24 protein-coding genes and 1 tRNA gene are annotated in these 25,091 nt (G+C 47.6%); 14 read left to right on the top strand and 11 right to left on the bottom strand.

Annotation, left to right across the window (positions count from 1 at the left end; translation table 11 throughout):
* Positions 1-25: 25 nt before the first annotated feature.
* Positions 26-451, top strand: a complete 426-nt coding sequence (locus SOI44_RS03535) for an RrF2 family transcriptional regulator (RefSeq protein ID WP_331347857.1) — start codon at positions 26-28, stop codon at positions 449-451.
* Positions 452-473: 22 nt separating this feature from the next.
* On the opposite strand, the gene SOI44_RS03530 is transcribed toward SOI44_RS03535, so the two are convergent.
* The 3 genes from SOI44_RS03530 to SOI44_RS03520 all read right to left on the bottom strand — a co-directional run bounded on the left by SOI44_RS03530 (position 474) and on the right by SOI44_RS03520 (position 3,203).
* Positions 474-1,805: an MATE family efflux transporter gene (locus SOI44_RS03530; RefSeq protein ID WP_331347856.1), complete on the bottom strand. Its 1,332-nt coding sequence runs from the start codon at positions 1,803-1,805 to the stop codon at positions 474-476.
* A gap of 81 nt (positions 1,806-1,886) precedes the next feature.
* On the bottom strand, positions 1,887-2,864 hold the full coding sequence (locus SOI44_RS03525) for a PTS sugar transporter subunit IIC (protein WP_331347866.1): 978 nt from the start codon (positions 2,862-2,864) through the stop codon (positions 1,887-1,889).
* A 33-nt stretch (positions 2,865-2,897) separates the two neighbouring features.
* Positions 2,898-3,203 (bottom strand): hypothetical protein, encoded by a 306-nt coding sequence (locus tag SOI44_RS03520; protein WP_331347855.1) that lies wholly within the window; start codon positions 3,201-3,203, stop codon positions 2,898-2,900.
* A 157-nt stretch (positions 3,204-3,360) separates the two neighbouring features.
* On the opposite strand from SOI44_RS03520, the gene SOI44_RS03515 reads away from it, so the two are divergent.
* Both SOI44_RS03515 and ilvD read left to right on the top strand, forming a co-directional pair.
* Positions 3,361-4,047, top strand: a complete 687-nt coding sequence (locus tag SOI44_RS03515; protein ID WP_331347854.1) for a FadR/GntR family transcriptional regulator — start codon at positions 3,361-3,363, stop codon at positions 4,045-4,047.
* A gap of 20 nt (positions 4,048-4,067) precedes the next feature.
* Positions 4,068-5,825, top strand: a complete 1,758-nt coding sequence (ilvD, locus tag SOI44_RS03510) for a dihydroxy-acid dehydratase (protein WP_331347853.1) — start codon at positions 4,068-4,070, stop codon at positions 5,823-5,825.
* A 3-nt stretch (positions 5,826-5,828) separates the two neighbouring features.
* Here the strand turns inward: ilvD and SOI44_RS03505 are convergent, their stop codons facing one another.
* Complete coding sequence (locus tag SOI44_RS03505; RefSeq protein WP_331347852.1) at positions 5,829-6,362, bottom strand: hypothetical protein; 534 nt, start codon at positions 6,360-6,362, stop codon at positions 5,829-5,831.
* Between the two features lie 239 nt (positions 6,363-6,601).
* Between SOI44_RS03505 and SOI44_RS03500 the strand changes: the two genes are divergently transcribed.
* On the top strand, positions 6,602-7,837 hold the full coding sequence (locus SOI44_RS03500; RefSeq protein WP_331347851.1) for an ATP-binding protein: 1,236 nt from the start codon (positions 6,602-6,604) through the stop codon (positions 7,835-7,837).
* 41 nt (positions 7,838-7,878) lie between these two features.
* On the opposite strand, the gene SOI44_RS03495 is transcribed toward SOI44_RS03500, so the two are convergent.
* A complete protein-coding gene (locus tag SOI44_RS03495) occupies positions 7,879-8,289 on the bottom strand; it encodes a hypothetical protein (protein ID WP_331347850.1) in 411 nt (136 codons plus the stop codon).
* Positions 8,290-8,291: 2 nt separating this feature from the next.
* Positions 8,292-9,131: a pyridoxamine kinase gene (locus SOI44_RS03490; RefSeq protein ID WP_331347849.1), complete on the bottom strand. Its 840-nt coding sequence runs from the start codon at positions 9,129-9,131 to the stop codon at positions 8,292-8,294.
* A gap of 95 nt (positions 9,132-9,226) precedes the next feature.
* Here SOI44_RS03490 and SOI44_RS03485 point away from each other — a divergent pair, with 95 nt between their 5' ends.
* Genes SOI44_RS03485 through SOI44_RS03470 form a run of 4 tightly spaced genes read left to right on the top strand, consistent with a single transcriptional unit; the run spans position 9,227 to position 15,954 of the window.
* Positions 9,227-9,658 (top strand): GNAT family N-acetyltransferase, encoded by a 432-nt coding sequence (locus SOI44_RS03485; protein WP_331347848.1) that lies wholly within the window; start codon positions 9,227-9,229, stop codon positions 9,656-9,658.
* A gap of 4 nt (positions 9,659-9,662) precedes the next feature.
* Positions 9,663-11,789: a polyphosphate kinase 1 gene (gene ppk1, locus SOI44_RS03480; protein WP_331347847.1), complete on the top strand. Its 2,127-nt coding sequence runs from the start codon at positions 9,663-9,665 to the stop codon at positions 11,787-11,789.
* A 2-nt stretch (positions 11,790-11,791) separates the two neighbouring features.
* The gene (locus tag SOI44_RS03475) at positions 11,792-13,450 is read left to right on the top strand and encodes a hypothetical protein (protein ID WP_331347846.1); all 1,659 of its coding nucleotides are present in this window, start codon (positions 11,792-11,794) and stop codon (positions 13,448-13,450) included.
* A 53-nt stretch (positions 13,451-13,503) separates the two neighbouring features.
* Positions 13,504-15,954, top strand: a complete 2,451-nt coding sequence (locus SOI44_RS03470; protein WP_331347845.1) for a PRD domain-containing protein — start codon at positions 13,504-13,506, stop codon at positions 15,952-15,954.
* Positions 15,955-15,961: 7 nt separating this feature from the next.
* Here the strand turns inward: SOI44_RS03470 and SOI44_RS03465 are convergent, their stop codons facing one another.
* The gene (locus tag SOI44_RS03465) at positions 15,962-16,471 is read right to left on the bottom strand and encodes a DUF3284 domain-containing protein (protein ID WP_331347844.1); all 510 of its coding nucleotides are present in this window, start codon (positions 16,469-16,471) and stop codon (positions 15,962-15,964) included.
* A gap of 283 nt (positions 16,472-16,754) precedes the next feature.
* Here SOI44_RS03465 and SOI44_RS03460 point away from each other — a divergent pair, with 283 nt between their 5' ends.
* From SOI44_RS03460 to SOI44_RS03445, 4 genes are read left to right on the top strand one after another with little or no spacing between them, the layout of a single operon-like run.
* Complete coding sequence (locus SOI44_RS03460; protein ID WP_331347865.1) at positions 16,755-17,039, top strand: PTS sugar transporter subunit IIB; 285 nt, start codon at positions 16,755-16,757, stop codon at positions 17,037-17,039.
* A 16-nt stretch (positions 17,040-17,055) separates the two neighbouring features.
* A complete protein-coding gene (locus SOI44_RS03455) occupies positions 17,056-18,372 on the top strand; it encodes a PTS sugar transporter subunit IIC (RefSeq protein ID WP_331347843.1) in 1,317 nt (438 codons plus the stop codon).
* Entirely contained in the window at positions 18,372-19,850 is a 1,479-nt protein-coding gene (locus tag SOI44_RS03450) for a family 1 glycosylhydrolase (protein ID WP_331347842.1), read from the top strand. The genes SOI44_RS03455 and SOI44_RS03450 overlap by 1 nt, the downstream gene beginning before the upstream one ends.
* A complete protein-coding gene (locus SOI44_RS03445) occupies positions 19,831-20,139 on the top strand; it encodes a PTS lactose/cellobiose transporter subunit IIA (RefSeq protein WP_331347841.1) in 309 nt (102 codons plus the stop codon). Before SOI44_RS03450 ends, SOI44_RS03445 begins: the two co-directional genes overlap by 20 nt.
* A gap of 31 nt (positions 20,140-20,170) precedes the next feature.
* Here SOI44_RS03445 and SOI44_RS03440 read toward each other — a convergent pair whose 3' ends face one another.
* The 3 genes from SOI44_RS03440 to SOI44_RS03430 all read right to left on the bottom strand — a co-directional run bounded on the left by SOI44_RS03440 (position 20,171) and on the right by SOI44_RS03430 (position 21,698).
* Positions 20,171-21,031, bottom strand: a complete 861-nt coding sequence (locus tag SOI44_RS03440) for a PPK2 family polyphosphate kinase (protein ID WP_331347840.1) — start codon at positions 21,029-21,031, stop codon at positions 20,171-20,173.
* A 22-nt stretch (positions 21,032-21,053) separates the two neighbouring features.
* Positions 21,054-21,548, bottom strand: coding sequence for a VanZ family protein (locus SOI44_RS03435; RefSeq protein WP_331347839.1), 495 nt, complete (start codon positions 21,546-21,548; stop codon positions 21,054-21,056).
* A gap of 76 nt (positions 21,549-21,624) precedes the next feature.
* Positions 21,625-21,698: transfer RNA gene (locus SOI44_RS03430), tRNA-Pro, on the bottom strand.
* 230 nt (positions 21,699-21,928) lie between these two features.
* Between SOI44_RS03430 and SOI44_RS03425 the strand changes: the two genes are divergently transcribed.
* Both SOI44_RS03425 and SOI44_RS03420 read left to right on the top strand, forming a co-directional pair.
* On the top strand, positions 21,929-22,939 hold the full coding sequence (locus tag SOI44_RS03425; RefSeq protein ID WP_331347838.1) for a sigma-70 family RNA polymerase sigma factor: 1,011 nt from the start codon (positions 21,929-21,931) through the stop codon (positions 22,937-22,939).
* 58 nt (positions 22,940-22,997) lie between these two features.
* Positions 22,998-23,648: a phosphatase PAP2 family protein gene (locus SOI44_RS03420; protein WP_331347837.1), complete on the top strand. Its 651-nt coding sequence runs from the start codon at positions 22,998-23,000 to the stop codon at positions 23,646-23,648.
* A 3-nt stretch (positions 23,649-23,651) separates the two neighbouring features.
* Here the strand turns inward: SOI44_RS03420 and SOI44_RS03415 are convergent, their stop codons facing one another.
* Positions 23,652-25,007 carry an FAD-dependent oxidoreductase gene (locus SOI44_RS03415; protein WP_331347836.1) on the bottom strand — a complete coding sequence of 452 codons (1,356 nt, stop codon included), beginning with the start codon at positions 25,005-25,007 and terminating at the stop codon, positions 23,652-23,654.
* Positions 25,008-25,091: the final 84 nt, after the last annotated feature.

Below are 25,091 nucleotides of genomic sequence, written 5' to 3'. Positions count from 1 at the left end.
TTAGGATAGGGAAGAAGGAGTGAATATGAAAGTTTCAACAAGAGGTAGATATTCACTGCGGCTTCTTGCCGATATTGCCAGCCATCAGGATGATGGGCCGGTATCGCTGAATGATACAGCCAAAAGACAGGAACTGTCTTTGAAATATCTGGAACTGCTGGCGGCCCCGCTTGTTAAAAAGGGGTGGCTGATTACAACCAGAGGGAAAAACGGCGGTTATCAGCTGGCTAAACCTGCCAGTGAGATCAATGTCGCCGATGTGCTGGAAGTGACGGATGGCCTGGAGCCGGTGGAGTGTGTGAACAATGGTGAGTATTCGCAGTGTGACAGCCGGGAGTCATGTACAACCATTGGTCTGTGGCGCGGTGTGACGGCTGTTCTGCATGATTATTTCGCTAAGATTTCGATTGCAGATCTGGCAGCTGGCAAGTACAAAGATATCAGTGAGTAAGGAAAAGCGGCAATGCCGCTTTTTATCTGCCTGCCCGTTTATGAAAGGAATGGACAAGCAGCGGCATTTCAAACAGCAGCATGGCGATCCAGCCGATGAAGTAGGACCATGGAATTGCCGCAAAGCCCATGTGGAAAGAGAAGACCATGGGAATTTCACACAGTACTCTGACACCGATGTTGACAAGGCTGGAATACAGGGTGATACGCAGGTCGCCGATGCCTCTGAAATAGCCCTGGATGCCGTTGGTGATACCTGGCAGGATGTAGAACCATGCCATGATGGAAAGATAATGGACGCCTTCCTGAATGACGGCTTCATCACTTGTAAACAGAGTCATCAGGAAACGCGAGAACAGAAATGTGATCAGGCCGATGGCAATGCCATAGAGGATTTCAATCTTCATACCCAGGGCATAGGACTTTCTGACCCTCTGTTCCAGGTGGGCTCCTTCATTCTGGGCCATCACGGAGGTCATGGCATGGGCAATGTTCTGCTGGGGAATGGTCGCAAAGTCATCAAAGCGGTTGACAGCATTGAAGGCAGCCGTGGCATTGACGCCCATGGTATTGACAAAGGACTGGGTGCACAGTTTGCCGATTTGTACAGATGACTGCTGCATGGCCGAGACAAAGCCAAATGATACGGTTTTCACAAACATGCGGTGGTCAAAGACAAGCCATTCTCTGCCAAGATGAAGTACGGGAATGTGTTTCCGGATATACAGCAGGCACATGACAGCACTGAGCATTTCACAAAGGGTTGTGCTGATGGCAGCTCCGGCAATGCCGGCATGCAGGACAATGACAAAGAACAGGTCGCCGCCGATGTTCAGACCTGCTGAGACAGCAAGAAAGATCAATGGTGAGGCGCTGTCACCCATTGCTCTCAATACGGATGCCAGATAGTTATAGATAAAGGAGAAGAATAAGCCAAACAGGATGATGCGCATGTACTGTACTGCCAGGGGCAGAATGTTTTTTTCTACCTGCAGAATGGCCAGTACTTGTTTTGAGAAAATGAATAGCAGGGAAGCAGTGATCAGTGAGAAGATGCCGCCGGCAATCATGCCGGTGGATACCTGTTTTTTTAAAGATGGAATATCCTTGGCGCCATACAGCATACTGACCAGAATGCCAGCGCCCAGGCAGATGCCGTTGACAAACAGCAGTACCAGGGTGATGACCGGATTGGTTGTGCCAATGGCAGCCAGTGCTTCTTTGCCGACAAAACGGCCGACAATCATGGCATCGGCGGCGTTATAGGTCAATTGCAGCAAGGTGCCCAGCACAAGCGGGATCGTGAAGAAAATGATCTCCTTGAGCAGCGGCCCTTTTGTCATGTCTTTTACCATAGCATGCCTTCTTCCTGATGCTTACCTATGATACGTAAAAAGCAGGCCATGTAAAGGATGGGCTGCTGAATGCGCAGTGAATTATGCCTGCTGTGCTTCTGGCTTGGTGTGATTGGAAATCAGAACAAACGGTGTGTAGATCACAAAGGAAATCACGATGCAAAGCAGCTGGGTAATGACAGCACCGACATCACCTGCCGAGGCAACAAAGGCCATGATTCCCGGAGGCATTGTCCACGGTGCATTGACAACAAATCTGGCACAGAAGCCGATCTTGGTCATGAAGTAGCCGAACATACTGGTGACAACCGGTGTGATCATAAACGGAATGCCGAGGATCGGGTTCATGACAATCGGCAGGCCGAAGGTCAGCGGTTCATTGATATTGAAGATGCCGCAAGGAATGGCCAGTTTGGCAATGGCTCTGTAGTCTTCCCGCTTGGAGAACAGCATGATGGCGATGATCAGGCCGCCGGTGATGCCGGCACCTGTGATTGTAGAGAAGTTGGACATGAACGGTGTGGTGATGATATGGGGAATGGATTCACCAGCCGCATAGGCAGCTTCGTTCTCAGCAAAGGCAGCCAGCAGGGCCGGCTCATAGATGGCTTTCAGTGTCTGGGTGCCATGGATACCGAAGAACCAGAGGATGACAGAGCAGAAGATCAGCAGGCAGAAGCCCGGCAGACCTGTTAATACATGTGTCAATGGCGCCTGGATGAAGTTGGTGATGGCCACAAACAGAGTCATCTTGAAGGCAAGCTGGAAGAACAGACCTACGGCTGAAATAATCAGAATCGTCAAAGAGCACGGGAACAGGATGGCAAAGGATCTGGCAATGTTGGGCGGTACGGAATCCGGCATATGGATTTCAAGCTTGTGGGAATTGACAAGTTTGATGTAAATAATGGTGGAGAAGATTGCCGTTAACATGCCGACAAATAATCCCTGGGCACTTGTGTAGGTGGAAGAAAGAACGTTGGAAACGGTGACTTCTTCGCCAGAGACCGCTGCGGTGACGGTCACTGATGTGGCACAAAGTGAGATAAAGGATGCCAGGGCTGTGATCGGTACAACCCGGTCATGGTTGTCCTAGGAGTCCGCAACCCGCATGGACAGCAGGATGACGATGGAGACAGCCATCATGGTCATGGTGCCATAGATGGCAGCGGTAAACAGGGGCTTGAAATTGCCAAGCCAGGACATGTGGGGCAGATTTGCCAGGGACAGATAGCCAGGTGTTGTGTTGCATACAACATTGGCAAACAGGGTGCAGAAGGAACCGGCGATAATGATCGGCATCAGTTCGGTGAAGGCATCACGGATGCAGGAAAGCCAGCGGTTGTTGGAAATCTTGCCAGCCACCGTTAACATTCCATTCATAAACTTCTCATTCATTAAGTTTTATCTCCTTTTGTGTAAAAAACGTGTAAGCGGTTACTTTATGAGAGAAATGTGATACGTCATACGTATGATGTCAATGAAATCTTTTGCTATACTAATGGCATCAGAATCTGAAAAAATGAGTATGATGAACGGGAGGGGAGATGAAACAATGGCAGTGATACGGACAACTGTGGCCCAGCAGGTTGCGGATACCATTGTGGCAGACATTGAGTCAGGAAAGATCAAGCCAGGAGAGAAGATCAAAAATGAGTTTGAGATTGCGGCGGATCTCAATGTTGGCAGAGGTTCCGTCAGGGAGGCAGTCAAGCAGCTTGTCAGCCGCGGTATTCTGGAAATCCGGCGCGGGGATGGCACCTATGTGCAGAAACAGCCTGGTATGGTGGATGATCCGCTTGGCTTTGCCTTTGATACGGATAAGAAGAAACTTGCCTATGATCTGTGTGAGTTCCGCCTGCTTACTGAGCCGGAGATTGCCAGACTCGCGGCGGAAAGGGCAGATGATGCTGAAAGAGCACTGATCCGGATGAGGTGTAATGCCTGTGCGGATGATATCCGCAATGGCCGCATCCATTTCGAAGATGATGTCAGCTTTCATGGTGCGATTGTGGCAGCCACCCATAATGATGTGATGCAGCGGGTCATTCCCGTCATTCATGAAGGTGTCGCTGTTCTGTTTGACTATACAATCCAGGAACAGCTGGATTATACGCTGATGATTCATGAGAAGATCTGTCAGGCAATTGAAAATAAAGATCTACAGGCGGCTTATGATGCCATGCTTGCACATATGAAGGAGAACCAGCGCTGGATACAGCAGTGCTTTGCAAACAAGTGAGCAGAAGGGAAGATAGAGAAATGCTGAAAAGTCAGAAGATGAGAGAAATTGCCCCGGAGATGGATCCATTGCGGCTTGGCAGTGGATGGAAGAAGGAAGATCTGGAAAAACCGCAGATTTATATTGAGAGTACGTTTGGTGATTCTCATCCGGGATCGGCAGGACTGGATCAGATTGTCAAAGATGTGCGGGATGGTGTGCAGGAAGCCGGCGGTTTTGGGGCCAGATACTTTGTGACAGATATGTGCGATGGGGAAAGCCAGGGCACTGACGGCATCAATTATTCCCTTGCCTCCCGTGAGATGATTGCCAACATGATTGAGATTCAGGCCAATGCCACACCGTTTGACGGCGGTGTGTACATTTCTTCCTGTGACAAAGGACTTCCCGGCAGTCTGATGGGACTGTGCCGTGTGAATATTCCTTCTCTTGTTGTCTGCGGCGGTGTGATGAAGGCCGGACCGCAGCTTTTGACGCTGAATGAGCTTGGCTATTACAGTGCTAAGTATGAACGCGGTGAGATTGGTGCAGATCAGCTTGCCTGGGCAAAGGAGAATGCCTGCCCTTCCTGCGGTGCCTGTTCCTTTCTGGGAACGGCATGCACGATGCAGATCATGGCAGAGGCACTTGGCCTGGCTCTGCCGGGAACAGCATTGCTGCCGTATGGCAGTGAAATGCTGAAACAAGCTTCAATTGCCGCAGGGAAGCGTGCTGTTCAGCTTGCCAGAGAAGGCCTGCGGCCATCTGATATCGTAACGATGAAGAGCTTTGAAAATGCCATTCTTGTCCATGCAGCCATCTCTGGCAGCACCAATGCCCTGCTGCATCTGCCTGCTATTGCCCATGAGCTTGGCATCACGATCACCGGTGATGACTTTGACCGGCTGCACCGTAAAGCAAAGTATCTTGTCAATATCCGGCCAACTGGGAAATATCCGGCGGAATTTTTCTATTATGCCGGCGGTGTGCCAATGGTCATGGAACAGATCAAAGAGGAACTGCATCTGGATGTGATGACAGTAACCGGGAAAACACTTGGTGAAAATCTGGAAGAATTAAAACAGAATGGCTACTATGCACACTGTCAGGAGGAACTGGACAAAGCCAATCAGAGATATCATCTGTCACTGCGCAGGCAGGATATCATTCGTGATGGCAGTGAGCCGATTGATGCGGATGGCTCCATTGCGGTGCTGCATGGCAATCTTGCCCCGATGGGTGCTGTGATCAAGCATACTGCCTGTCCGAAGGAGATGTTTCATGCGGTATTGAAGGCAAGGCCATTTGACTGTGAAGAGGATGCTTTGGATGCCGTGCTGCATCATCGCATTCAGCCGGGTGATGCCGTGATCATTCGTTATGAAGGGCCGCAGGGATCCGGCATGCCGGAGATGTTCTATACAACTGAGGCAATTTCTTCGGATCCGGAACTTGGAAAAAGTATTGCCCTTATCACCGATGGCCGCTTCTCCGGCGCATCCACTGGTCCTGTGATCGGCCATGTCTCACCAGAGGCACAGGCAGGCGGACCGCTGGCACTGGTTGAGGAAAATGATCTGATCCAGATTGATATTCCTGAAAGAAAACTGGAGATTGTCGGCATCCATGGAGAAAGAAAACCAGCAGCTGAAATAGATGCCGTTCTGCAGGAGAGAAAAGCAAAGCTTGTGCCGCATCCTCATAAATACAAGAAGGGTGTGCTGCGGCTGTTTGGCATGCTGGCAGCGTCACCAATGCAGGGTGCCTGGCTGGATTATGACCATATTAATAAAGAATAGCGGTTATTTGACTTCGATCTGAAGTGTATATTTGCTGTGAGGAAGATAGGTAACTTCCATCACAGCATTTTCTTTTGCCGCATAGGCATTCCGGCAGGCTTTGTACTGCTGAGAAGGAAGATGAAAGGTATAGAAATCTCCGTTTTCATCTGCTCCGGAAAGATAGTAGTAATTGTCTTCATTGCCGGAAGAAACATTAAAGTCAGGATCTGTGATCGAAACGGTGGCAGGATGGAAAAGGGAGGGAATGTCCAGCACCAGCGGCCGCATGTAAGAAAAGGCAAGCAGATCCAGAGCCAGGAAGAATATGACGCCCCAGATCATTCCTTTTCGGCTTTTTCTGCCTGCAGGTTCATCGGAATCTTTGTACAGAAAGCGGATGATCAGAACCAGAAAGATGATAAACAGAGAGGATGTCAGTGTCAGCCAGCCGAAGTACCAGGCATAGCCGGAGATTGATAGCGGCATGAAAATCATGGTCATATTCAGGATCAGGGAAATGATCAGAATCACGACGGCAATGGGCATTACGATCATGAACAGAATCTTCATGACATAATGATACAGGAACGTTGTTAAACGCCTGTAAAAGACAGGATAAGTGCAGCTGCATGTGCTCACATGAAATCCTGATTCGCATCTAAAGAAAGACAGAAAAGTATCCCGATATCGGGATAATACATATGTAAAATAATAAAATATACCGGTATCGGGATAGTATATTGTGCCAGGGCAAAGAAACTGCTATATTCTGATAAAAGAAAGAGGTGCAGACGATGATGATCAGAGAAGCATATCTTAGACAGATTGAACAATGGCAGGATCAGAAAATCATCAAGGTGATTACTGGTATCAGAAGATGTGGAAAATCTACGGTTCTGCAGCAGTATCAGGAATATCTTGTCAGAAATGGCGTATCAGAAGAGCAGATCATTTCCATTAACTTTGAAGACCTGGCCTACGAAGAACTGCTGGATTATCACAAATTGTACCAATATCTTCTTTCAAAGATACTGCCAGATCAGAAGATGTATATTTTTCTGGATGAAATACAGAGGGTTCCTGATTTTGAAAAAGTCGTCGATAGTCTGTATATCAAAGATCAGATTGATGTGTACATCACGGGATCCAATGCATTTCTGCTTTCCGGCGATCTGGCTACGCTACTCTCAGGAAGATATATTGAGATTAACATGCTGCCATTATCGTTCCAGGAGTATCGAAACGTGGTAAATGGTGTGAATGTGGATGAGACTTTTGCGCAGTATTTGAAATTTGGCGGTATGCCATATGCTGCACAGCTTGGGCATGACGCCCATCGCATTCATACGTATCTGGAAGGAATCTATAACACAATTCTGATCAAAGATATTGAAGAAAGAGAAAAAAGAAAACATAAGGATCCGAATAAACGCAGAATCACGGATGTTATATTGCTGAAAAATATTTCCCGTTATCTCGCCAGTACAGTTGGCAGTCCGGTATCTTTGAACAATATTGCAGGCTATATTACTTCAACAGGACGTAAGGTATCGGCTTCAACGGTCGCAGATTATGTCGAGGCTTTATGTGAACCGTATATTTTCTATGCGGTTCAGCCAATGAATGTTTCGGGTAAACAATTGTTGAATACGCCATGTAAGTACTACATTGCAGATCTTGGCCTTCGTAATTACATTCTGCCCCGCCAGAACTATGATCTTGGCTTTTCCTTGGAAAATGTCGTGTATTTTGAACTAATCAGAAGAGGTTTTGAAGTCAATACCGGCAGGATTGAAAGACATGAAGTAGATTTTGTGGCAAAAAAAGATGATGTCTACCACTATTATCAGGTTACCGCAAGCCTTACGGATCAAAGGACCTTTGAGCGCGAAATGAGCCCATTTGAAAAAATCCATGATAACTATCCTAAGACTGTTCTGACCTTGGACCGTTTTACCATGGGAAATTATAACGGTATCCAGGTTGATAACGCTGTTGACTGGCTGCTGGATCCTTCAATTGACGCATAAAAATGGAATGCAGAACAGTCTGCTGTCCTGCATTCCTTTGCTCATTTCTTCTTTTTCTTGTGTTTCAGGCGGTCTGCCATTCTGTTCAGAGCCGATGCCTGCAGGTAATAATCCTGGGCATGTGGTTTCAGATCAGGATATTCTTTGGCAAGTTCACGTAGGACATCGCCCTGCTCTTTCTCACTGCCGGCCATATCAAGAAACAGCCTGCGCTTTCCCAGGATTGACCAGCGCTTGAGAAATTTCAGATCGGAATCTGTACCGGTAACTTCTTTCTGTGAGATGGCAGCCAGGGCCGCAATGGTTTTCTGACGGCTGCGGGCTGCTTTCAGCAATGGCTCAGAGAAGGAAGGATCCTTGTCAAACATTTTAGCAATGCCTTCATATGTAATCACGGCATCGGCCGCATACTGCTGTGCCTTGGCCAGCATCTTTTCATGTTTCTTATCCATACTTATTTTCCTACCTCTCTGCACTGCTCACAAAGCCATGGCAGCACCTGCTCAAAGTTGACGCCATAGTCATTGTGACTGGACTCTTTGAGTGTTGCCGCAATACTGCGGGAGATGAACTCACAGGCAAGCTGCAGTGCTTTTTCCATATCCATGCCTCTGGTCAGGCCGGCAGCCAGTACGGAGGCAAACAGATCGCCGGTGCCATGGAAGTGGGCAGGCTGTTCCTGGGCGGTGACAAAGAAGAATCTGTCTTCCTTTCTGCTGTAAGCACAGGCGCCAAGCTGTCCTTTGCTTTGTGAAACACCGGTAATGATTACTGTCTCTGGCCCATCTTTGCACAGCTGTCTGCACATCTGTTCCAGCTGTGCTTCACTGGGGGCAGGATCATATGGCAGATCCAGCAGAAAGCATGCCTCTGATACATTGGGTACGATCACATCTGCTTTTGCACAGAGTGATTTCATCGCTTTGACAAAACCGCCGCCAAAGCCGGGATACAGTTTTCCTTCATCGGCCATGCAGGGATCGACCAGCCGCAGGCGTTCTTTGCCAAACTGATCAAATAATTCTCTGGCAATGGCAATCTGGTCCAGAGAGCCAAGATAGCCGGTATAAATGGCATCAAAGGTAAAGTGCTCCTGTTTCCAGACGTGCATGATTTTTTCCAGTTCGCTGGTCAGATCCAGAAAGGTGAAGTGTGAAAAGGCAGTATGTGTGGACAGTACAGCAGTGGGCAGCACGGCGCATTCAATGCCCATGGCAGAAATGACCGGCAGGGCCACTGTAAGAGAGCATTTGCCAACACAGGAGAGATCCTGCATGGTAAGAATCTTTTTCATCAAAATCCTCCAGATACCCAAGACATTATAGCAGGAATCACAATCCTGACACATTGACCGGTGTGTTTGGGTGTAAAATAACAAAGTATACGGAAATGAAAGAGAAGAAGATCCTGACAATGCGCAGCGTGCAGGAAGGTGATGAAATCCTGGTACAGGATTTGTTTGACTTTGGCATGCATGCGGATGCCTGCAGACTGTTTGTGATGTCATGCCTGCATGATGGTGCCATTCATGAACTTTTCTTTGTGTCCAATGTCTGCATCGGCATGGTTTCTCTGGACCATGGTGAGATCAGCTACCGGATGAAAAAAGCATGGCGGGGACAGGGCTTTGGTACGCAGTGTGTTGCCCTGTTTCTGCAGCACAATGTGACAGAGATGAAGGCAAGAGTGGAAGCAGACAATGCCGCCAGTATTGCCATTTTGAAAGCAAATGGTTTTAAGATGAACGACAGACATGAAAATGTACTGTATTTTACAAGAGATTTACAAGCAGCTGGTAAGATAGCTAAAGTGGGGTGGTGACGATATGATCAAAGACTTGTATGAAATGGGCTGTACACAGAACCGTGAAATTTCCTGGCTGCGCTTTGATGACCGGGTGCTGAATGAGGCAAAGGATGAAAGCGTACCCCTGCTGGAAAGACTGAAGTTTGTCTCCATCTATACATCCAATCTGACGGAGTTTTTCCGGGTCAGAGTGGGTTCTTTGTATGATATGGAGAAGGTCAAGTTCAATGCCATTGATAATAAATCCGGCCTGACTGCCAAAGGACAGCTGGATGCGATCTACCCTGCGGCCAAGCGCGGCTGCCACAAGCGTGACAAGATCTATGCACAGCTGCGGCAGCAGATGGCAGCAGAGGGTATCTTTGATCTGGATATGGATGAAGTGACCAAGGATGAGCAGAAGTATCTCAAGAAGTATTACAAGACAATGGTTGAGCCGGTTCTGACTGCCCAGATTGTGGATACACATCATCCTTTCCCGAATCTTCTGAATGATCATATCTATATTGCGGCTGTGATCCGTCTCAAGAAACATGGTGTCTTTGGCTTTGTGGCAATTCCGCCGAGCCTGAGTGATATTGTCATTCTGCCTAATGAACAGCAGCTGCGCTTTGTCCATACAGAGGATCTGGTGCGCTATTATGCCGGTTCTCTGTTCCCGGATGCACAGATTCAGGAGACCTTGAAGTTCAAGATTGCGCGTTCTGCCTATATTGATCCGGAAGATGAAGCCTTTGATGATATTCATGATTATCGCAAGAAGATGCTCAAGGTACTCAAGGAGCGCCGCAAGATGCATGTCACCCGCATTGTGCTCTCTGACCGTCCTTCCCGTGCCCTTGGCAAGTATCTGTTCCGCCATCTGGATGTAACGCCGCAGATGCAGTTTGTCTGCAGTGTGCCGTTCTCTATGAAATATGCCTTCTCACTTGGCAAGTGCCTGAATGAAGAGCAGCAGAAGCGGTATCTGTATCCGCCGTATGAGCCAAAGCTTTCTCCTGCCTTTGATTATCATCAGCCGCTGTTTGATCAGATTCTCAAGAAGGATGTATTGCTTTCCTACCCTTATGAGTCCATGGCACCGTTCCTCAACCTGGTGAAGCAGAGCGCCGATGATGATAATGTGGTGGCTATCAAGATTACGATTTATCGTCTGGCTTCCCATGCACGTCTGGTGGAATATCTGTGCCAGGCTGCGGAAAATGGCAAGGAAGTCGATGTGCTGATTGAGCTGAAAGCACGGTTTGATGAGCAGAATAACATTGATTATTCTCAGAAACTGGAAGATTCCGGCTGCAATGTCTTCTATGGCTTTGAGCATTATAAAGTACATTCCAAGATCTGCCTGATTACCCGCAAGGATGCCGGCGGCAGGCCTGAGCATGTCGCATTGGTAGCAACCGGCAACTTCAATGAGAATACGGCCAAGCAGTATACGGACCTTGCCGTTCTGACAGCTGATAAAGCAATTATTGCGGATGCAGTCAACTTCTTCCAGAACATGATGATCGGCAAGCTGGATGGTACCTACAAGTCTCTGCTGGTAGCACCGGTATCTTTGAAGCCGACTCTGCTGGAATTGATTGAGCGTGAGACGAAGAAGGGAGAGAAAGGCTATATCTTTGTCAAGATCAATGGCCTGACGGATGAAGATATCATTGGTGCTTTGATTGAGGCATCCAAAGCAGGCGTAAAGATTGAAATGGTGATCCGCGGCATTTCCTGCCTTTTACCGGGAATCAAAGGAAAGACGGAGAACATTCATATCCGCTCAATTGTAGGACGGTATCTGGAACATTCCCGCATTTATATCTTTGGCACAGGCAGAAGCCAGCGCATGTATATTTCATCTGCGGATTTCATGACCCGGAATACGGAGAGAAGAGTGGAGATTGCCTGCCCGATCAAGGATGCTGAAATCCGGAAGAGAATTCTTGCTTATGTGGATCTGTGCCTGAAGGATAATGTCAAGGCAAGGGTGATGGGTACAACAGGCCGCTATCGGAAGATTCATTCGGCTGCCCAGCCGCTGTCCTGTCAGGATGAGTGCATGAAGCTGACCAAGGGTGCACCGGATCAGCCGCATCATCATAAGGGTACAAGACAGGCAGTTGTGTTTGATACCCGGTTTGGAAAGAAGAAATAAAAATGATTGATTTGTTTTTGAAGGACCCGGATGGGCATGAGCATTTCCTGCAGGTGAAGGAGGGCACCAGTGTGCCTGCGGTCATTGCGATGGGAAACTATCCTCATGCCATCCTTTCCTGCCGTATCAATAATGTCAATATGAGGCTGGATACTGTGCTGACAAAGAGCTGCCATCTGGATCTCTTGGATCTGAGGGATAACTATGCTAACATGTCCTTTCAGTCTTCCTTGATTTTCCTGTACATGGAGGCAGTGCACAGAGTGCTTGGCAAAGACGCGCATATCACGGTGCTGAATTCTTTGAGCAAGGGCCTGTATACAACGATCCGTGCTTCTTTAACCAATGAGAACGTGGCTGACATTGAGAAAGTCATGCAGGATCTGGTTCGTCAGGATCTGCCGTTTCAGGAAGAAAAGCTTAGTAAACAGCAGATGATGGATCATCTGGCACAGCTGCCGCATTCGACAGGCAGAAGACTGCGGCTGATGCAGACAAGTGATTCTCTGGACAGTGCCAGTCTCTGCCGGTTTGCGGATTGCGAAGACTTGTTCTATGTGCATCTTCTGCCATCGAGCCGCTATTGTGTGCCGTTTGAGCTAAGACGTTACCGCAATGGTGTGCTGCTGCGTTTTCCATTGCAGTCAAATCCTGATGTCATTGAACCGTTTGTGGAACAGAGACTGCTCTATGATGCTTTTGCCGAGGAGACGCATTGGGAACATCTGCTTTCCATTGATTATGCCGGTGATCTCAATGCCTGCATGAAGGGCGACTATCAGGAAGTAGTGATGCTTTCAGAAGCTCTGCATGAGAAGAAGATCGGCGAGATTGCCCAGAGGATTACCCAGGAGAAGAAGAGAATTATTCTGATTGCCGGGCCTTCTTCCTCTGGCAAGACTTCCTTTGCCAGACGGCTTTGCATTCAGCTGCGGGTATGCGGGTTAAGGCCGCTGTATCTGGGCACGGATGACTACTTTAAAAACCGGGATGAATTGATTCCGGATGAAAATGGCAATCTGGACTTTGAATCCCTGTCTGCCCTGGATACTGGTCTTTTTACTTCACAGATGAATGATCTGCTGGCTGGTAAGAAAGTGGATCTGCCAACGTTTGATTTCATTACCGGAAAGAAGATGTATGGCAGCCGCATCACATCTATTGAAAGCAGCCAGCCGATTGTGATTGAGGGCATTCATGGTCTGAATCCTGCCCTGACTGGCGGTATTCCGGAAAAAGAAAAGTTCCGGATCTATATTTCACCGCTGACTTCGATTTCGATTGATCCCCATCACCGGGTGCCTACCACCGATGCAAGAATGTTACGCAGAATGGTGCGTGATGCCAGAACCCGCAATCGCTCCGCTGCCATTACCCTGCATGACTGGGCGAGTGTGCGCCGTGGTGAAGAGAAGTGGATCTTCCCGTACAATGACACGGCTGATGCCTTCTTTAATTCTTCGCTTGTCTATGAAATTGCGGCGTTGAAGAAATATGCCGATCCGCTGCTGAAGCAGATTGATCCAAGCAGTGATGAATATCCGGAAGCACAGAGAATGATTGATTTCCTGAAATTCTTTGTGGAAATGCCGGATGATGCCTGTGTGGCCAACAATTCCATTCTGCGTGAATTTATCGGTGGTTCCATTCTGGTTGACTGACCCGGGTATGATACCCGGGTTTTTTCTTGCCGCATTCTGGTAGAATGGGTCTTATGAAACGCAAACAGGAAGAAATATATACCTATGTGCAGCAAACCATTCTGGCAGATCGCAGCAATCGTTTGACAACGGAACAGATTGCTGCGGCAATGCATATGCAGCGTTCCAATGTTTCCAGTGCCTTGAATGATCTTGTTAAGGAGGGGAGACTGGTTAAGTCCAAGCAGCGGCCGGTGATCTATGGACTGCCAACGGAAAACCAGAACAGCGATGCCTCTGACTTTGATAATCTGATTGGCGCGGATACTGTCTTTGCCAAGCCAATTGCAGAAGCACAAGCCTACCTTTTATATCCCAATCGCTCTGGTGTCGTACTGCTGATCAGCCCAGATGAAACGGTTGGACTTGGCTTTGCCCGGCGCATGTATCAATTTGCCTGCCAGAAACAAGTTTTCTCTAAAGGAACATCTTGTCAGATTCTTGACGTTACTTTCCTTGGCAGAACAGCCCATCAGCTGGAAGACGCAGTAAAAGACAAGACTGGTATGGTGCTGGTGGAAAGAGCGTCACTGCTTCCAAATCAGGAACTTGCCCGTTTGATTGCGGATGAAACAGATCGGAAAGAACGGATCTGGATTATTTCTCTTTCTGTTTTCGCTGGTGATTTTGGAAAAGCACAGAGAATTGAGCTTCCAGGCTTATCTGCGTTTGGCATCAGAGAACGTCTGCAGATTGGCGAAGAGATGCTGTCAGAGGAAGTGAAGCAGGCGGGCTGTGATCTGGATATTTCCCGGGAAGCCTTTCTTTCCTTTGTCTTGTTTGAAGAAAAGGCTGGATTACAAACACTGCAGAATGAGATGCGGGCAGCCTGTGCCATGGCATATCGGCGTATTGCTGATGATGCCCATCCGCAAATGCATGTTGTGCTGGATGATCTTTCAACCTCTGTACGAGAGTACGCAGTTTCAGCACGTGGGAAAATGCGTCAGTTAAATGCGCTGATTTCAAGTGATGTATTACAGTTTGACCATGAAAAGGGTTTTCTGAGTTTTGATGCCTTGCAGAAGGATATGCTTGCAGTTGTAAGACAAGAAGATGAGAAATGTCCTGCGGCTGATAATGAGAATGTAACCGATACTGGAGAATTGGCCAAGGTGGTAGATCCCCGCTTGATTCAGATTGTTTCTGTCTGGCTGGAGAAAACCAGGGAAACGCTGCAGCATAGTTTTCCACCGCAGATTTTTTATGGCATCTGCCTGCACCTGAATGCCTTTGCCAGCCGGCCATTTAAGCCAGTGGTGCTTTCGGATGAGAAAATGCATGATATTGTGGAAAATCATCCCAAAGAATATCAATGTGCATTTTCACTTGCCAGAGAATTATATGATGCGCTTGGACTGGAATTGAATACGGGTGAAATAGCTGTTTTGTCCGAATATCTTCTCACGCAGAAAACAGAGAATCATCATCCCGTATTCTTGTATGCATTTCATGGTTCCGGTGCTGCCAGAGCGCTGGCTGACGCGACTAATGCATTAACTCATCTTAATAATGCATATGGGTTTGATATGGATCTGGATACGGACCCGGTAAAGGCAGAACAAGATCTGGAAGAAATGGTAAAAAGCTTTGATCATGACGCTGGTATTGTTGCCATGTATGACATGGGTTCATTTCAAACTATGTTGGAAAATATTTCTGCCAGAACCCATATTCCGATACGGAGCATCTATATGCCGGTGACGCTGTGGGGATTGGATCTTGCCAGAATGTGTGCAAAGGAAACCGGTGCAGATGATGTGTATCATAGTTTCATGCTCGAAAACAGGGAATTGAAATCAGATCCAGAAAAGAAACAGCCGGTGATCGTGACCTTATGCCAGACGGGTGAAGGTGGTGCAATGGAGCTGAAACGCTATATCGATCAATATTCCCATCTTGGTATTCCAACTGTTGCAATGTCGATTGATAACCGTGAACAATTAGCCAGAAGAATGGATATGCTGCGGCGGACAAGCCGTATCCATGCATTTGTCGGGACATTCAATCCACATATGTTTGGTATTCCATTTATTCCGGTATCCCGCATCTTTGCCAATCCTAAAGAGGTACTGGACCAGGTGCTGACATTTGCGCCGGTGCGTACAAGTGGGAAAAACTACAATCAGGTATATGAATTCCTGCAGGGTGAGTTCCATTATACGTCTATTCCCAGGCTCAAGGAGTTATTGCCAGGTGTTGTAGATGCTTTACGCAGAGATTATGGCTTGAATGATCAGCAGGAAGATGGCATATTCATTCACATTGCCTGTGCGATTGAACGAATTCTGGCTGGCAAACCAGCACCATCTGTTGAAAAAAGTCAGAAAGAAAAAGTCTGGCGGGCATGCCGGGATGATCTCAATAATGTGGCGAGAATTGTCCGCCGTCTGGAAAAAGGGTTCCATATGGTTTTTGCGGATGATGATCTGGTGACGCTGGTAATCATGTTAAAGCGCATATAAAAAGCTGTCAGGCATCAACATGCCCTGACAGCTTTTTCGACAAATGTTTCATTCCCTTTGTGCCAGGTATTGGTTTTGGCTCCGGTACATGATTTTTTTCACGCAGTAGATCCTCATACATATTCCCCATGACCCTTGCCATACGGGAATGCCAGGCAAAGGAATAGAAAGTGCGCTTCAACGGTGACATTGCATCTTTCTTCCTATCATATTCGCTGATGACAGATGTCATCGTCACTTCCAGCTTTCCGTCTTCTCCCTTTGTTTCAAATGTGTTGGTTATGGTCTGCTGCAGACTGCGTGCAGTTACCTGATAAATGCTGCCACGCACATATTTTTCAATTGTAATATTGGTATCCGGTCCGCTGGAGGGATTCTTCTTACAGTATTTGAAGCCGCTGAATGACGAAGGCTTGATTGTTCTTCCTGTGCATTCCTTGATCTCTGCAGAAACTTTCTTTTCCAGATAATCAAAGAAGGCATCGCTGCTGATATCCCAGGTTCTGATTAGTTTCATAGGCCTATTGTAATAAGAATTTCTGATAGATTCCAGATGTCAGAAACAGTACAAATTGTTCTGGTGAGAATACGAAGAATAAATAAATTATACACAAATTGATAAAACCGTTACAAAATGCATACACAAATTAGAATGTACGATAGAAACTGGTAAACCTGACAAAAAAGTTTAAAAATAGTGTATAAAAAATATTTTCTGTGAATGTTTTATGATGTTGTCACATTGATGAAAGCGTATACAATCCATACATGTGAATGGGAGTGAGACGCTTGTGAAGATCATGATCCTGTGTGCAGCCGGTATGTCAAGCGGTCTGCTGGTGAAGAAAATGAATCTATACAGTGAAAGCCATGGATTAGACTGGGAGATTCAGGCAGAGACAGTGTTTGTGTATGATGAACGTGATCATGCTGATGCTGTTTTGATTGCACCTCAGGTTGGCTATCTTCTGAATGATGTCAGAAAGAAAGCCGATGTACCGTGTGCTGTGCTGGATGCGTTTGATTATGCCACAGCGAATTGTTCTCATATTGCAAATCTGATTCAAAGAATCATGTCTGAGTAAGTGAAAGGAGTTCTTCATGGACGGTTTCTTTAATTCTAAATTTATGCAGGCGCTGCAGAATGGCGGCCAGAAGCTGGCAACCAATCCGTTTGTCTCTGCGCTTCAGTCTGCAATGATGTCAATGATGGCACCGATTATGGTTGGCGCTATCTTCACTATCATTGATGCAATTGGCTGCAACATGTTCCACTGGTGGGCAGCCGATTCCACTATCTACGCAACAATTTACAAGCCGTATGAATTTACGATGAATACGATTTCCATCTGGCTTGTCTTCCTGCTTGGCTACAATTATGCGAAAAACTGCGGCCTGAAATCACCGGTGATGTCCGGCATTGATTCCGCTGTTGTATTCCTGATTGTTGCTTCCTCTGTTTCCACAACTGAGGCTGGTACATCTGTCATGGATATGACATATCTGGGCGCCCAGGGCATGTTCATCGGCTTCCTGATCTGCTGGGTGACGATCCGGGTTGAAAAGTTCTGCGTTGATCACAATGTGCGCATCAAGATGCCGGATGTATGTCCGCCGGCTCTGGTCAATGGTTTCTCTGCTATCCTCCCGCTGCTGTTTGCAGTTCTGCCATGCTATCTTGTCGATATCCTTATCAAGGCAGTTTCCGGAGGTTCCATGGGACTGTGCGCAGGCTTCATGTTCATCCTGTCCTACCCGCTTGGCGCTCTTGTTTCCGTGCCTGGCATGATCGTGCTCGGCCTGCTCGCCGGCCTGATGTGGCTGTTTGGTATCCATGGCACGATGATTCTTGTTTCCGTACTGATGGCACCGATGATTCAGGCTTTTGCAGCAAACGAAGCTCTGTATGCAGCCGGCACCAAGCTGACTTTCCAGAATGCCTTCAATGCGTCCTTCCTCTTTGGATGTATGGCTACCTGTGGTGGTACCGGCAATACATGGCCGGCTGTTCTCTGGGGTGCACGCAAAGCAAAGTCCAAGCAGATACAGGCAGTTTCGAAGATTGCTCTGGTGCCGGGCTGGTTTGGCATCAATGAGCCTGTCACGTTCGGCTTCCCGGTAATGTATAACCCTGTCCTTGGTATTCCATACATTCTGACCATTCCGGTCAATATGCTGATTACATACTTCCTGGGCTGGAGAACAGGATTCCTTGTTCCAGGCCATATTGCCATCATGTCACTGCTGCCGATGGGCTTTGGCGGCTTCCTGAGTTCTTTGAGCTGGCATAACTTCATCTGGGATTATCTGATGCTGATCCCGGATGCACTGATCTGGATTCCGTTTATGAAGGTGTATGACAAACAGCTGTACGAGCAGGAACAGAAAGCTGCGGAAGCTGAGAAGGCGGCTGCGTGATGAAGTTCCCGAAGGATTTCCTGTGGGGCGGCGCTACGGCTGCCAACCAGTATGAAGGAGCCTGGGATGAAGGCGGTAAAGGTCTCAATACTGCTGATGTGATTACCAACGGTTCCCATACGACACCGCGCCGGATTACCTGGCGCAAGGCTGATGGCGAAACCGGCAGTGTTCCGCTTTCCTTTGGCGGCAGAATGGAGTTCCCGGAAGGTGCAGTTCCGGCTGTTATCGATGGGGAATACTATCCCAGCCACACTGCCACGGATTTCTATCATCATTACAAAGAAGATATTGCCCTGATGGGTGAGATGGGCTTCAGATGTTTCCGTTTGTCCATGAACTGGGCAAGAATCTTCCCCAATGGGGATGATGAGCAGCCTAATGAAGAAGGTCTGCAGTTTTATGACAATGTGTTTGATGAATGCAAGAAGTATGGCATTGAGCCGCTTGTAACATTGAGCCATTATGAGACACCGCTGCATCTGACCATTGCCTATGGCGGCTGGATTGACCGCCGCCTGGTTGACTTCTTTGTCAGATATGCCACGACAGTCATGAAGCGCTACAAGGGCAAAGTGAAGTATTATCTGACCTTCAATGAGATCAACTGCATGGATATGATGCCGTTCATGGGCGGCGGCATGATCAAGTCTGATCCGCAGTCCCGTGCCCAGGGTGCCCACAATCAGTTTGTGGCCAGTGCTTTGACGGTAAAGGCTGCTCATGAGATTGATCCTGAAATCAAGGTTGGTCAGATGCTTGCCTATCAGCCAAACTATGCCTATACATGTGATCCGGCGGATCAGCTGAAAGTGATGGAAATGCAGCATAATACGCTGTTCTATTCTGATGTACAGACCGGCGGTGCCTATCCTGCATGGCGTTTGAAGCAGTATGAGCGTGAAGGTGTGAAAGTGCAGATGGAACCTGGTGATCTGCAGCTGCTGCATGATTACAGTGCAGACTTCCTGAGCTTCTCCTGCTATGGCTCAACGACAATGACAACGCATAAGGAAGCAGAAGGTGCTGGCAATATGATGCCTGGTTCTGTCAAGAATCCTTATCTGCAGAGCAATGCCTGGGGCTGGGAGACAGATCCTGACTGTCTGCGGATTGCTTTGAATACGCTGTATGACCGCTACCATAAGCCATTATGGGTTGTAGAGAACGGCATTGGCTGGAATGATGTTAAAGAGGCAGATGGTTCGGTGCATGACAGCTACCGGATTGACTATCTGCGTCAGAATATTGCCTCGATGCGTGATGCGGTATGTCTGGATGGTATTCCGCTGATGGGATATACGATGTGGGGATGCATTGATCTTGTCTCGGCTGGTACAGGTGAGATGAGAAAGCGCTATGGCTTTGTCTATGTCGATCGTGATGACAAGGGACAGGGCACTCTGGCCAGAAGTAAGAAGGATTCGTTTGGCTGGTATCAGAAAGTGATTGCCAGCGATGGCGAAGATCTCGACTGACTCGATTTCAGAGCTGACTGCGCTTCTGCATGAAGCCAGGCAGTTATGTCTGGCTTCGATCGATGCCAGCCTGTGTGGCCAGTATCAAAAGGCACAGCATCTGCTGGATGATGGTATGCGGCAGTTTATACAGGCACACCGTATCCATGCGGCGATGCTGGCAAGTGAGGATCAGGATGTGGATCTTGCCGTTGTGCATGCGGAAGATCTGCTCATGAGTGCAGAACTGTTTACAGTGATGGCTGCCCGTTTTATCAAAGCTGCTGAAAAAGGAAAAGTCTCGGTGTGATCACTTCACACCGAGGCTTTTTTGACTTGATTCAGATTTCCTGCTCGAGTTCTTTGCGGTAACGGGCAAATTCTGCTTCCCGTTCCTTTGTGACCTCTGGATAGTGGGGATCCATGTCTTTGAGTGTTTTCAGGATAATCTCTGAGACAAGATATCTCATATACCATTTGTGGTCTGCCGGAATGACATACCATGGGCAGTCTTTGGTGGCGGTGGCATTGATGGCATCCTCAAAGGCACTCTGGTAGGCATCCCAGTACTGTCTTTCTGCATAGTCGCCTGCCGAGAACTTCCAGTTCTTCTCAGGCTCATCCAGCCTGTCCAGAAAGCGCTTTGCTTGTTCTTCTTTGGAGACATGCAGGAAGAACTTCACGGTACGCACGCTGTTATGGTACAGATACTTTTCAAAGTGGCATATGTCTTCGTAGCGGTCCTTGATGACATCTTCACTCTTGATGCGGTCTGCATGTGCCTGTGTTTCATACAGCTTCTTGACTTTGCCAATCAGTACATCCTCATACTGGGAACGGTTGAAGATGGCAATTTCACCTTTGGCTGGTACCTGCTGTTCAACACGCCACAGAAAATCATGGGCCAGTTCATTGGAAGAAGGCTGCTTGAAGGCTGCTTCAAAGACACCGTGTGGCGACAGACACTGCAGCACCGCACGGATGGTGCCATCCTTACCGGCAGCGTCCATGGCCTGGAACAGGAAGATGACGCCTTCTTTCTTTTCAGCATATAGTTTCTGCTGGAGTTCATCAATCTTCTTGTTGTTTTTATCCAGTTTCAGAGCTGCCTCTTCCTTGTCTTTGCACATATGGGTTTCACTGGTGGAAGCCTCTTTGATATTGAAATGTCTACTGCCATCAAAGCAATATTGAGATAGCATTTGTTTCACATCCTTTCTTAGCTCATGATAGCACGTTCAGCTTGTCAATGAAGCGGTGAAAGGCGCGATAGATCAGACAGCCCAACAGTGCCCCGATGGTATTGGTGATCAGATCCGTGATATCGCAGACTCTGCCGATGGTGATCCATGGCTGCAATACTTCAATGGCAAATGAGATGCAGGCACAGGTGAGGGTTGTCGAAAAGATGGATCTTCTGCGGTGCCAGGCCATGAAGAAGCCCATGGGCATAAACAGCAGAATATTGAGAATGATCTGGCGGTGATAGTCGCCATAGGCAAAGAAATAATCACGGAAGGGGATGAGATTGATGCTTGGGGCATCAAAGGTGGGGATGATGGGGACAAGGGTGCAGTAAAAGACTGTACAAAGGTAAAGGTAGTACAGGGATTTCAGGCAGATTGTCAGTTTTGGCTGTCCTTTCAGCCTGCCCAGAAAGAAAAACAGGTAGAGGCCAAGCAGAATCAGACAGTCGATGACTTTGACAGCAGTGTACATAGCAGTCTCGATTCTATTCCGTTTGTGGAGTACTTGCAAAAAAGAAAAGGGAAGTTCGTGTGAACTTCCCTTCAGGTCGGGATTACGGGATTCGAACCCATGACCTCTTCGTCCCGAACGAAGCGCGCTACCAAACTGCGCTAAATCCCGATCGCGACATTCATTATACCAAGGGGTTTTACAAAAAGCTACCATGAATTTGAAATTCCTCATTCCGGGCATGAATGCGTTTACACGAAAATTCGTGTTAAATTCAGGATTTTTTGCATTTACAACGTTTGGAAAATCATTATACTACTACAGGATACAAAAGATTGTGTCGCGATATTAGTAATAAAGGGAAGCGCAGCCTCCCTTTTTGAAACGAGGACGATGTTGTGATGGACGAAGAGAAGAACGAAAACGAAGAAGCAGAAGTTGAAGATGAGGATCTGAATTTTGATGAGGATGATGCCTCCAATGATGAAGATCTGAACGATGGTGAGGATTCTGATGAGGAGGAAGGCCAGCAGCTGGATCTGGAGAGTTCAAGTGCGGATATCACACTGAACAGTACGGATGCCGTGCATAATTATCTGAAGCGGATTGGTACGATTCCTCTGTTGACGCCGGAACAGGAGCAGGATCTGGCCATCAAGGCTGCCAATGGTGATGAGGCTGCCCGTGATATGCTGGTAACATCGAATCTGCGTCTGGTGGTTTCGGTTGCCAAGCGTTACAGCGGCTTTAATATGTCGTTCATGGATCTGATTCAGGAGGGCAATATCGGCCTGATGAAGGCAGTTTCCAAGTTTGATTATACGAAGGGCTTCAAGCTTTCTACCTATGCAACATGGTGGATCCGTCAGGCGATTACCCGTGCTATTGCGGATCATTCCCGCAATATCCGTATTCCTGTGCATGTCAATGAGACTCTGCATAAGATTCATAAGACAAGAAGACAGCTGTCCCAGGAGCTTGGACGTGAGCCTTCTCTGGAAGAGATTGCGGCCAAGATGGATGATATGACAGCAGAGAAGATTGCCGAAATTGAGAAGATGGCCAGTGATACCGTTTCTCTGGAGACACCGATTGGTGAAGAGAATGATACTTCTCTTGGGGATCTGATCCGGGATGAGCATACAATGACACCTTCTCAGTATGCTGAGGCCAATGCCCTGCATGATCAGATTTTCATGTTGCTGGATACGCTGACTGACCGTGAAAAGACAGTGCTGATCAAGCGGTTCGGTCTGGATGGCAATGAGCCGATGACTTTGGAAGAGGTTGGCCGTGAGATGGATGTGACAAGAGAGCGCATCCGTCAGATTGAGAAGAAGGGTTTGACCAAGCTCAAGCATGCGACCAGATCCCGTCATCTGCAGCCGTTCATGGATTCCGCTGATGCATAACTACAAATTCCTGCATTTGCAGGAATTTTTCTTTTGGGCAGTATGATACAATCCAGACATGCGTGAAAAACTGAAGAAACATCCGATTCTTGTCAATCTGGCTCTGTGGGGCTTCTATTACTTCTGTTTCACCAGAGTGGAGAAATATGTAACCGTGCCAAAGCTCATCATGCACTGTGCTCTGGATGATGCCATTCCCTTTGTGCCGCAGATGATCTGGTTCTATGTTCTCTGGTTTCCCTATATTGCTCTGACACTGTTCTGGTTTTTGAAAAAGGAAGACCGTTCCTCTTTCTGGCGGCTTTCTTTGTCCTGCATCATTTCCATGATGCTTACCTTATTGTTCTATTGTCTTGTGCCAAATGGCACCGATATCCGTCCTTCAGATGTTACGGATCAATCTTTGTCTATGCAGATCATGAGAGCCATCTGGGCGGCGGATACACAGGAAAATGTATTTCCCAGCATCCATGTCTTTATTACTTTGATCATTGATGGTTTCTGGCAGGCTTCTGCGTCTGCCAAAACATATCCCTGGGTGAAATGGGTATCTCATATCATTGCTATTCTGATTTGTCTTGCAACGATGTTTGTCAAACAGCATAGTGTGCTGGACGTGCTCGGGGGTATTGTGGTGGCGCTGATTGTGCTTGCCATTGATCATCATCTTGCCGCAAAAGAAAAGGAAGAGCAGCGCTCTTCCCTGTAATCATCAGAAGAATCTGTCGACCAGTTCCTTTGAATATTCTGAGGTTTCATCCATGTCGCCGAAGGACATGACTTCACCAGCATAGAAGGTGTTGTATTTATCCTGCATGGCTTCAACTTCCTCATACCAGCCATCACTGTAATCCTTGCTGGAAACATGCGGGAAGTAATACCAGTCTTCTTCTTTGATAATATTCTCTGCCGGTGTGTGCATGGTCACAAGATCTGCCAGCACCGTCTTTTTGCATACATCGTAAGGTACTTCGCGCATATCGGTATGATTGCGCAGGGCATAGGTTGTCAATGGCTGATTGACATCATCACGCCATCTTCTGTAGAGAACCATCAGATGGCCGAGGCGTTCCTTGACCATGTTTTCAAACACATAATAGGACATGACCGGCTGATCCTCAGGCTTTGTCTCAACAGCCAGTACATCGTATTCTTCATGGATAATCTTTTCAAAGTGGCTTGTTTCATCTTCTCTGGCATCGGCATACTGCACAAACTGATCCAGAGGTGAGGTAACAATGAGCTTGTCATACGCTTCCTCTTTTCCATCAATGGTGAGGTAGACTTTACCATCTCTTCTTTCCACCTTGGTGATGCTTGTGTTCAGTCTTGCCTGGTGCATGAGCTTGTCATTGAGATGTTCCCAGATGGACTGGGTGCCATCTTTCCATGTCCAGAGATTGAGTTTGACAAAGTCCATGGTCGTGCGGAAATCCAGATATTTCAGAACATAGGCTGCCGGGATCTCATCGAAGTAGCCATAGCCGAAGGATGTGAACGGGCCGATCCAGATATCCATGACCGGTTCAATGTGGTTGAGGGCACAGAACTGCGTAAACGGCAGACACAGATCTTTCAGATTCTCATTGGTGCCGGAAATATGCTTTCTTTCACGGGTGACTTCATAGCCGTCATAGCGTCCCTGAGATACACCGCGGTGGCCGTTGAGGTCATAGCCCTTGTACTTTGTCTCCAGCAGTTCACCCAGTGTCTTGACGGCCTTTTTCATCGCCAGCAGATGCGGAATCTGCAGCGGGTTCTTCTTGGGGTTGAAAGGCTCAATTGTCTTGCCGTTTTTGTTTTTGTACTCACGGATGAGGTTTGGCCCATCATGCGTGATGCCGCAGAATTCTTCGACATCATGCACGGCATAGTAGGTGGGGACGCCCATGATGGCACCCATCTCATAGCGCTTGTCCCCGTAGTGCGGGGAATGGCACTTGCCGCCGACATGATCGCTGCGTTCGAGAATCGTGTAGTTGGTGTATCCCTTCTTCTCGAGATACATGCCTGCCGAAAGACCGGCAGGTCCGCCGCCAATGATGGCAATGCGAATGTTATGATCCATTGTTTTTTCTCCCTGCCCATGATAGGGCTTACAAGCAATGCTTGTTAAAAAATCCACAAATATATGTTATAGTACTTTCAGGAT

Origin of the sequence: Lactimicrobium sp., from assembly GCF_036453465.1 — a bacterium.
In the GTDB taxonomy this organism is placed as follows: Bacteria; Bacillota_I; Bacilli_A; order Erysipelotrichales; family Erysipelotrichaceae; genus Bulleidia.
Note: the sequence above shows the minus strand (reverse complement) of the source record. Positions and strands in the feature narration are given on the sequence as shown.

What these genes read in the sequence shown, in the direction of transcription:
- SOI44_RS03450 (WP_331347842.1), top strand. Translation starts at nt 18,372, where the DNA reads ATGAAGTTCCCGAAGGATTTCCTGTGGGGCGGCGCTACGGCTGCCAAC.
- SOI44_RS03495 (WP_331347850.1), bottom strand. Translation starts at nt 8,289, where the DNA reads ATGGATAAGAAACATGAAAAGATGCTGGCCAAGGCACAGCAGTATGCG.
- ilvD (WP_331347853.1), top strand. Translation starts at nt 4,068, where the DNA reads ATGCTGAAAAGTCAGAAGATGAGAGAAATTGCCCCGGAGATGGATCCA.
- SOI44_RS03475 (WP_331347846.1), top strand. Translation starts at nt 11,792, where the DNA reads ATGATTGATTTGTTTTTGAAGGACCCGGATGGGCATGAGCATTTCCTG.
- SOI44_RS03490 (WP_331347849.1), bottom strand. Translation starts at nt 9,131, where the DNA reads ATGAAAAAGATTCTTACCATGCAGGATCTCTCCTGTGTTGGCAAATGC.
- SOI44_RS03445 (WP_331347841.1), top strand. Translation starts at nt 19,831, where the DNA reads ATGGCGAAGATCTCGACTGACTCGATTTCAGAGCTGACTGCGCTTCTG.
- SOI44_RS03535 (WP_331347857.1), top strand. Translation starts at nt 26, where the DNA reads ATGAAAGTTTCAACAAGAGGTAGATATTCACTGCGGCTTCTTGCCGAT.
- SOI44_RS03470 (WP_331347845.1), top strand. Translation starts at nt 13,504, where the DNA reads ATGAAACGCAAACAGGAAGAAATATATACCTATGTGCAGCAAACCATT.
- SOI44_RS03425 (WP_331347838.1), top strand. Translation starts at nt 21,929, where the DNA reads ATGGACGAAGAGAAGAACGAAAACGAAGAAGCAGAAGTTGAAGATGAG.
- SOI44_RS03415 (WP_331347836.1), bottom strand. Translation starts at nt 25,007, where the DNA reads ATGGATCATAACATTCGCATTGCCATCATTGGCGGCGGACCTGCCGGT.
- SOI44_RS03485 (WP_331347848.1), top strand. Translation starts at nt 9,227, where the DNA reads ATGAAAGAGAAGAAGATCCTGACAATGCGCAGCGTGCAGGAAGGTGAT.
- SOI44_RS03505 (WP_331347852.1), bottom strand. Translation starts at nt 6,362, where the DNA reads ATGATCGTAATGCCCATTGCCGTCGTGATTCTGATCATTTCCCTGATC.
- SOI44_RS03530 (WP_331347856.1), bottom strand. Translation starts at nt 1,805, where the DNA reads ATGGTAAAAGACATGACAAAAGGGCCGCTGCTCAAGGAGATCATTTTC.
- SOI44_RS03465 (WP_331347844.1), bottom strand. Translation starts at nt 16,471, where the DNA reads ATGAAACTAATCAGAACCTGGGATATCAGCAGCGATGCCTTCTTTGAT.
- SOI44_RS03420 (WP_331347837.1), top strand. Translation starts at nt 22,998, where the DNA reads ATGCGTGAAAAACTGAAGAAACATCCGATTCTTGTCAATCTGGCTCTG.
- SOI44_RS03460 (WP_331347865.1), top strand. Translation starts at nt 16,755, where the DNA reads ATGATCCTGTGTGCAGCCGGTATGTCAAGCGGTCTGCTGGTGAAGAAA.
- SOI44_RS03520 (WP_331347855.1), bottom strand. Translation starts at nt 3,203, where the DNA reads ATGAATGAGAAGTTTATGAATGGAATGTTAACGGTGGCTGGCAAGATT.
- SOI44_RS03440 (WP_331347840.1), bottom strand. Translation starts at nt 21,031, where the DNA reads ATGCTATCTCAATATTGCTTTGATGGCAGTAGACATTTCAATATCAAA.
- SOI44_RS03500 (WP_331347851.1), top strand. Translation starts at nt 6,602, where the DNA reads ATGATGATCAGAGAAGCATATCTTAGACAGATTGAACAATGGCAGGAT.
- SOI44_RS03435 (WP_331347839.1), bottom strand. Translation starts at nt 21,548, where the DNA reads ATGTACACTGCTGTCAAAGTCATCGACTGTCTGATTCTGCTTGGCCTC.
- ppk1 (WP_331347847.1), top strand. Translation starts at nt 9,663, where the DNA reads ATGATCAAAGACTTGTATGAAATGGGCTGTACACAGAACCGTGAAATT.
- SOI44_RS03515 (WP_331347854.1), top strand. Translation starts at nt 3,361, where the DNA reads ATGGCAGTGATACGGACAACTGTGGCCCAGCAGGTTGCGGATACCATT.
- SOI44_RS03455 (WP_331347843.1), top strand. Translation starts at nt 17,056, where the DNA reads ATGGACGGTTTCTTTAATTCTAAATTTATGCAGGCGCTGCAGAATGGC.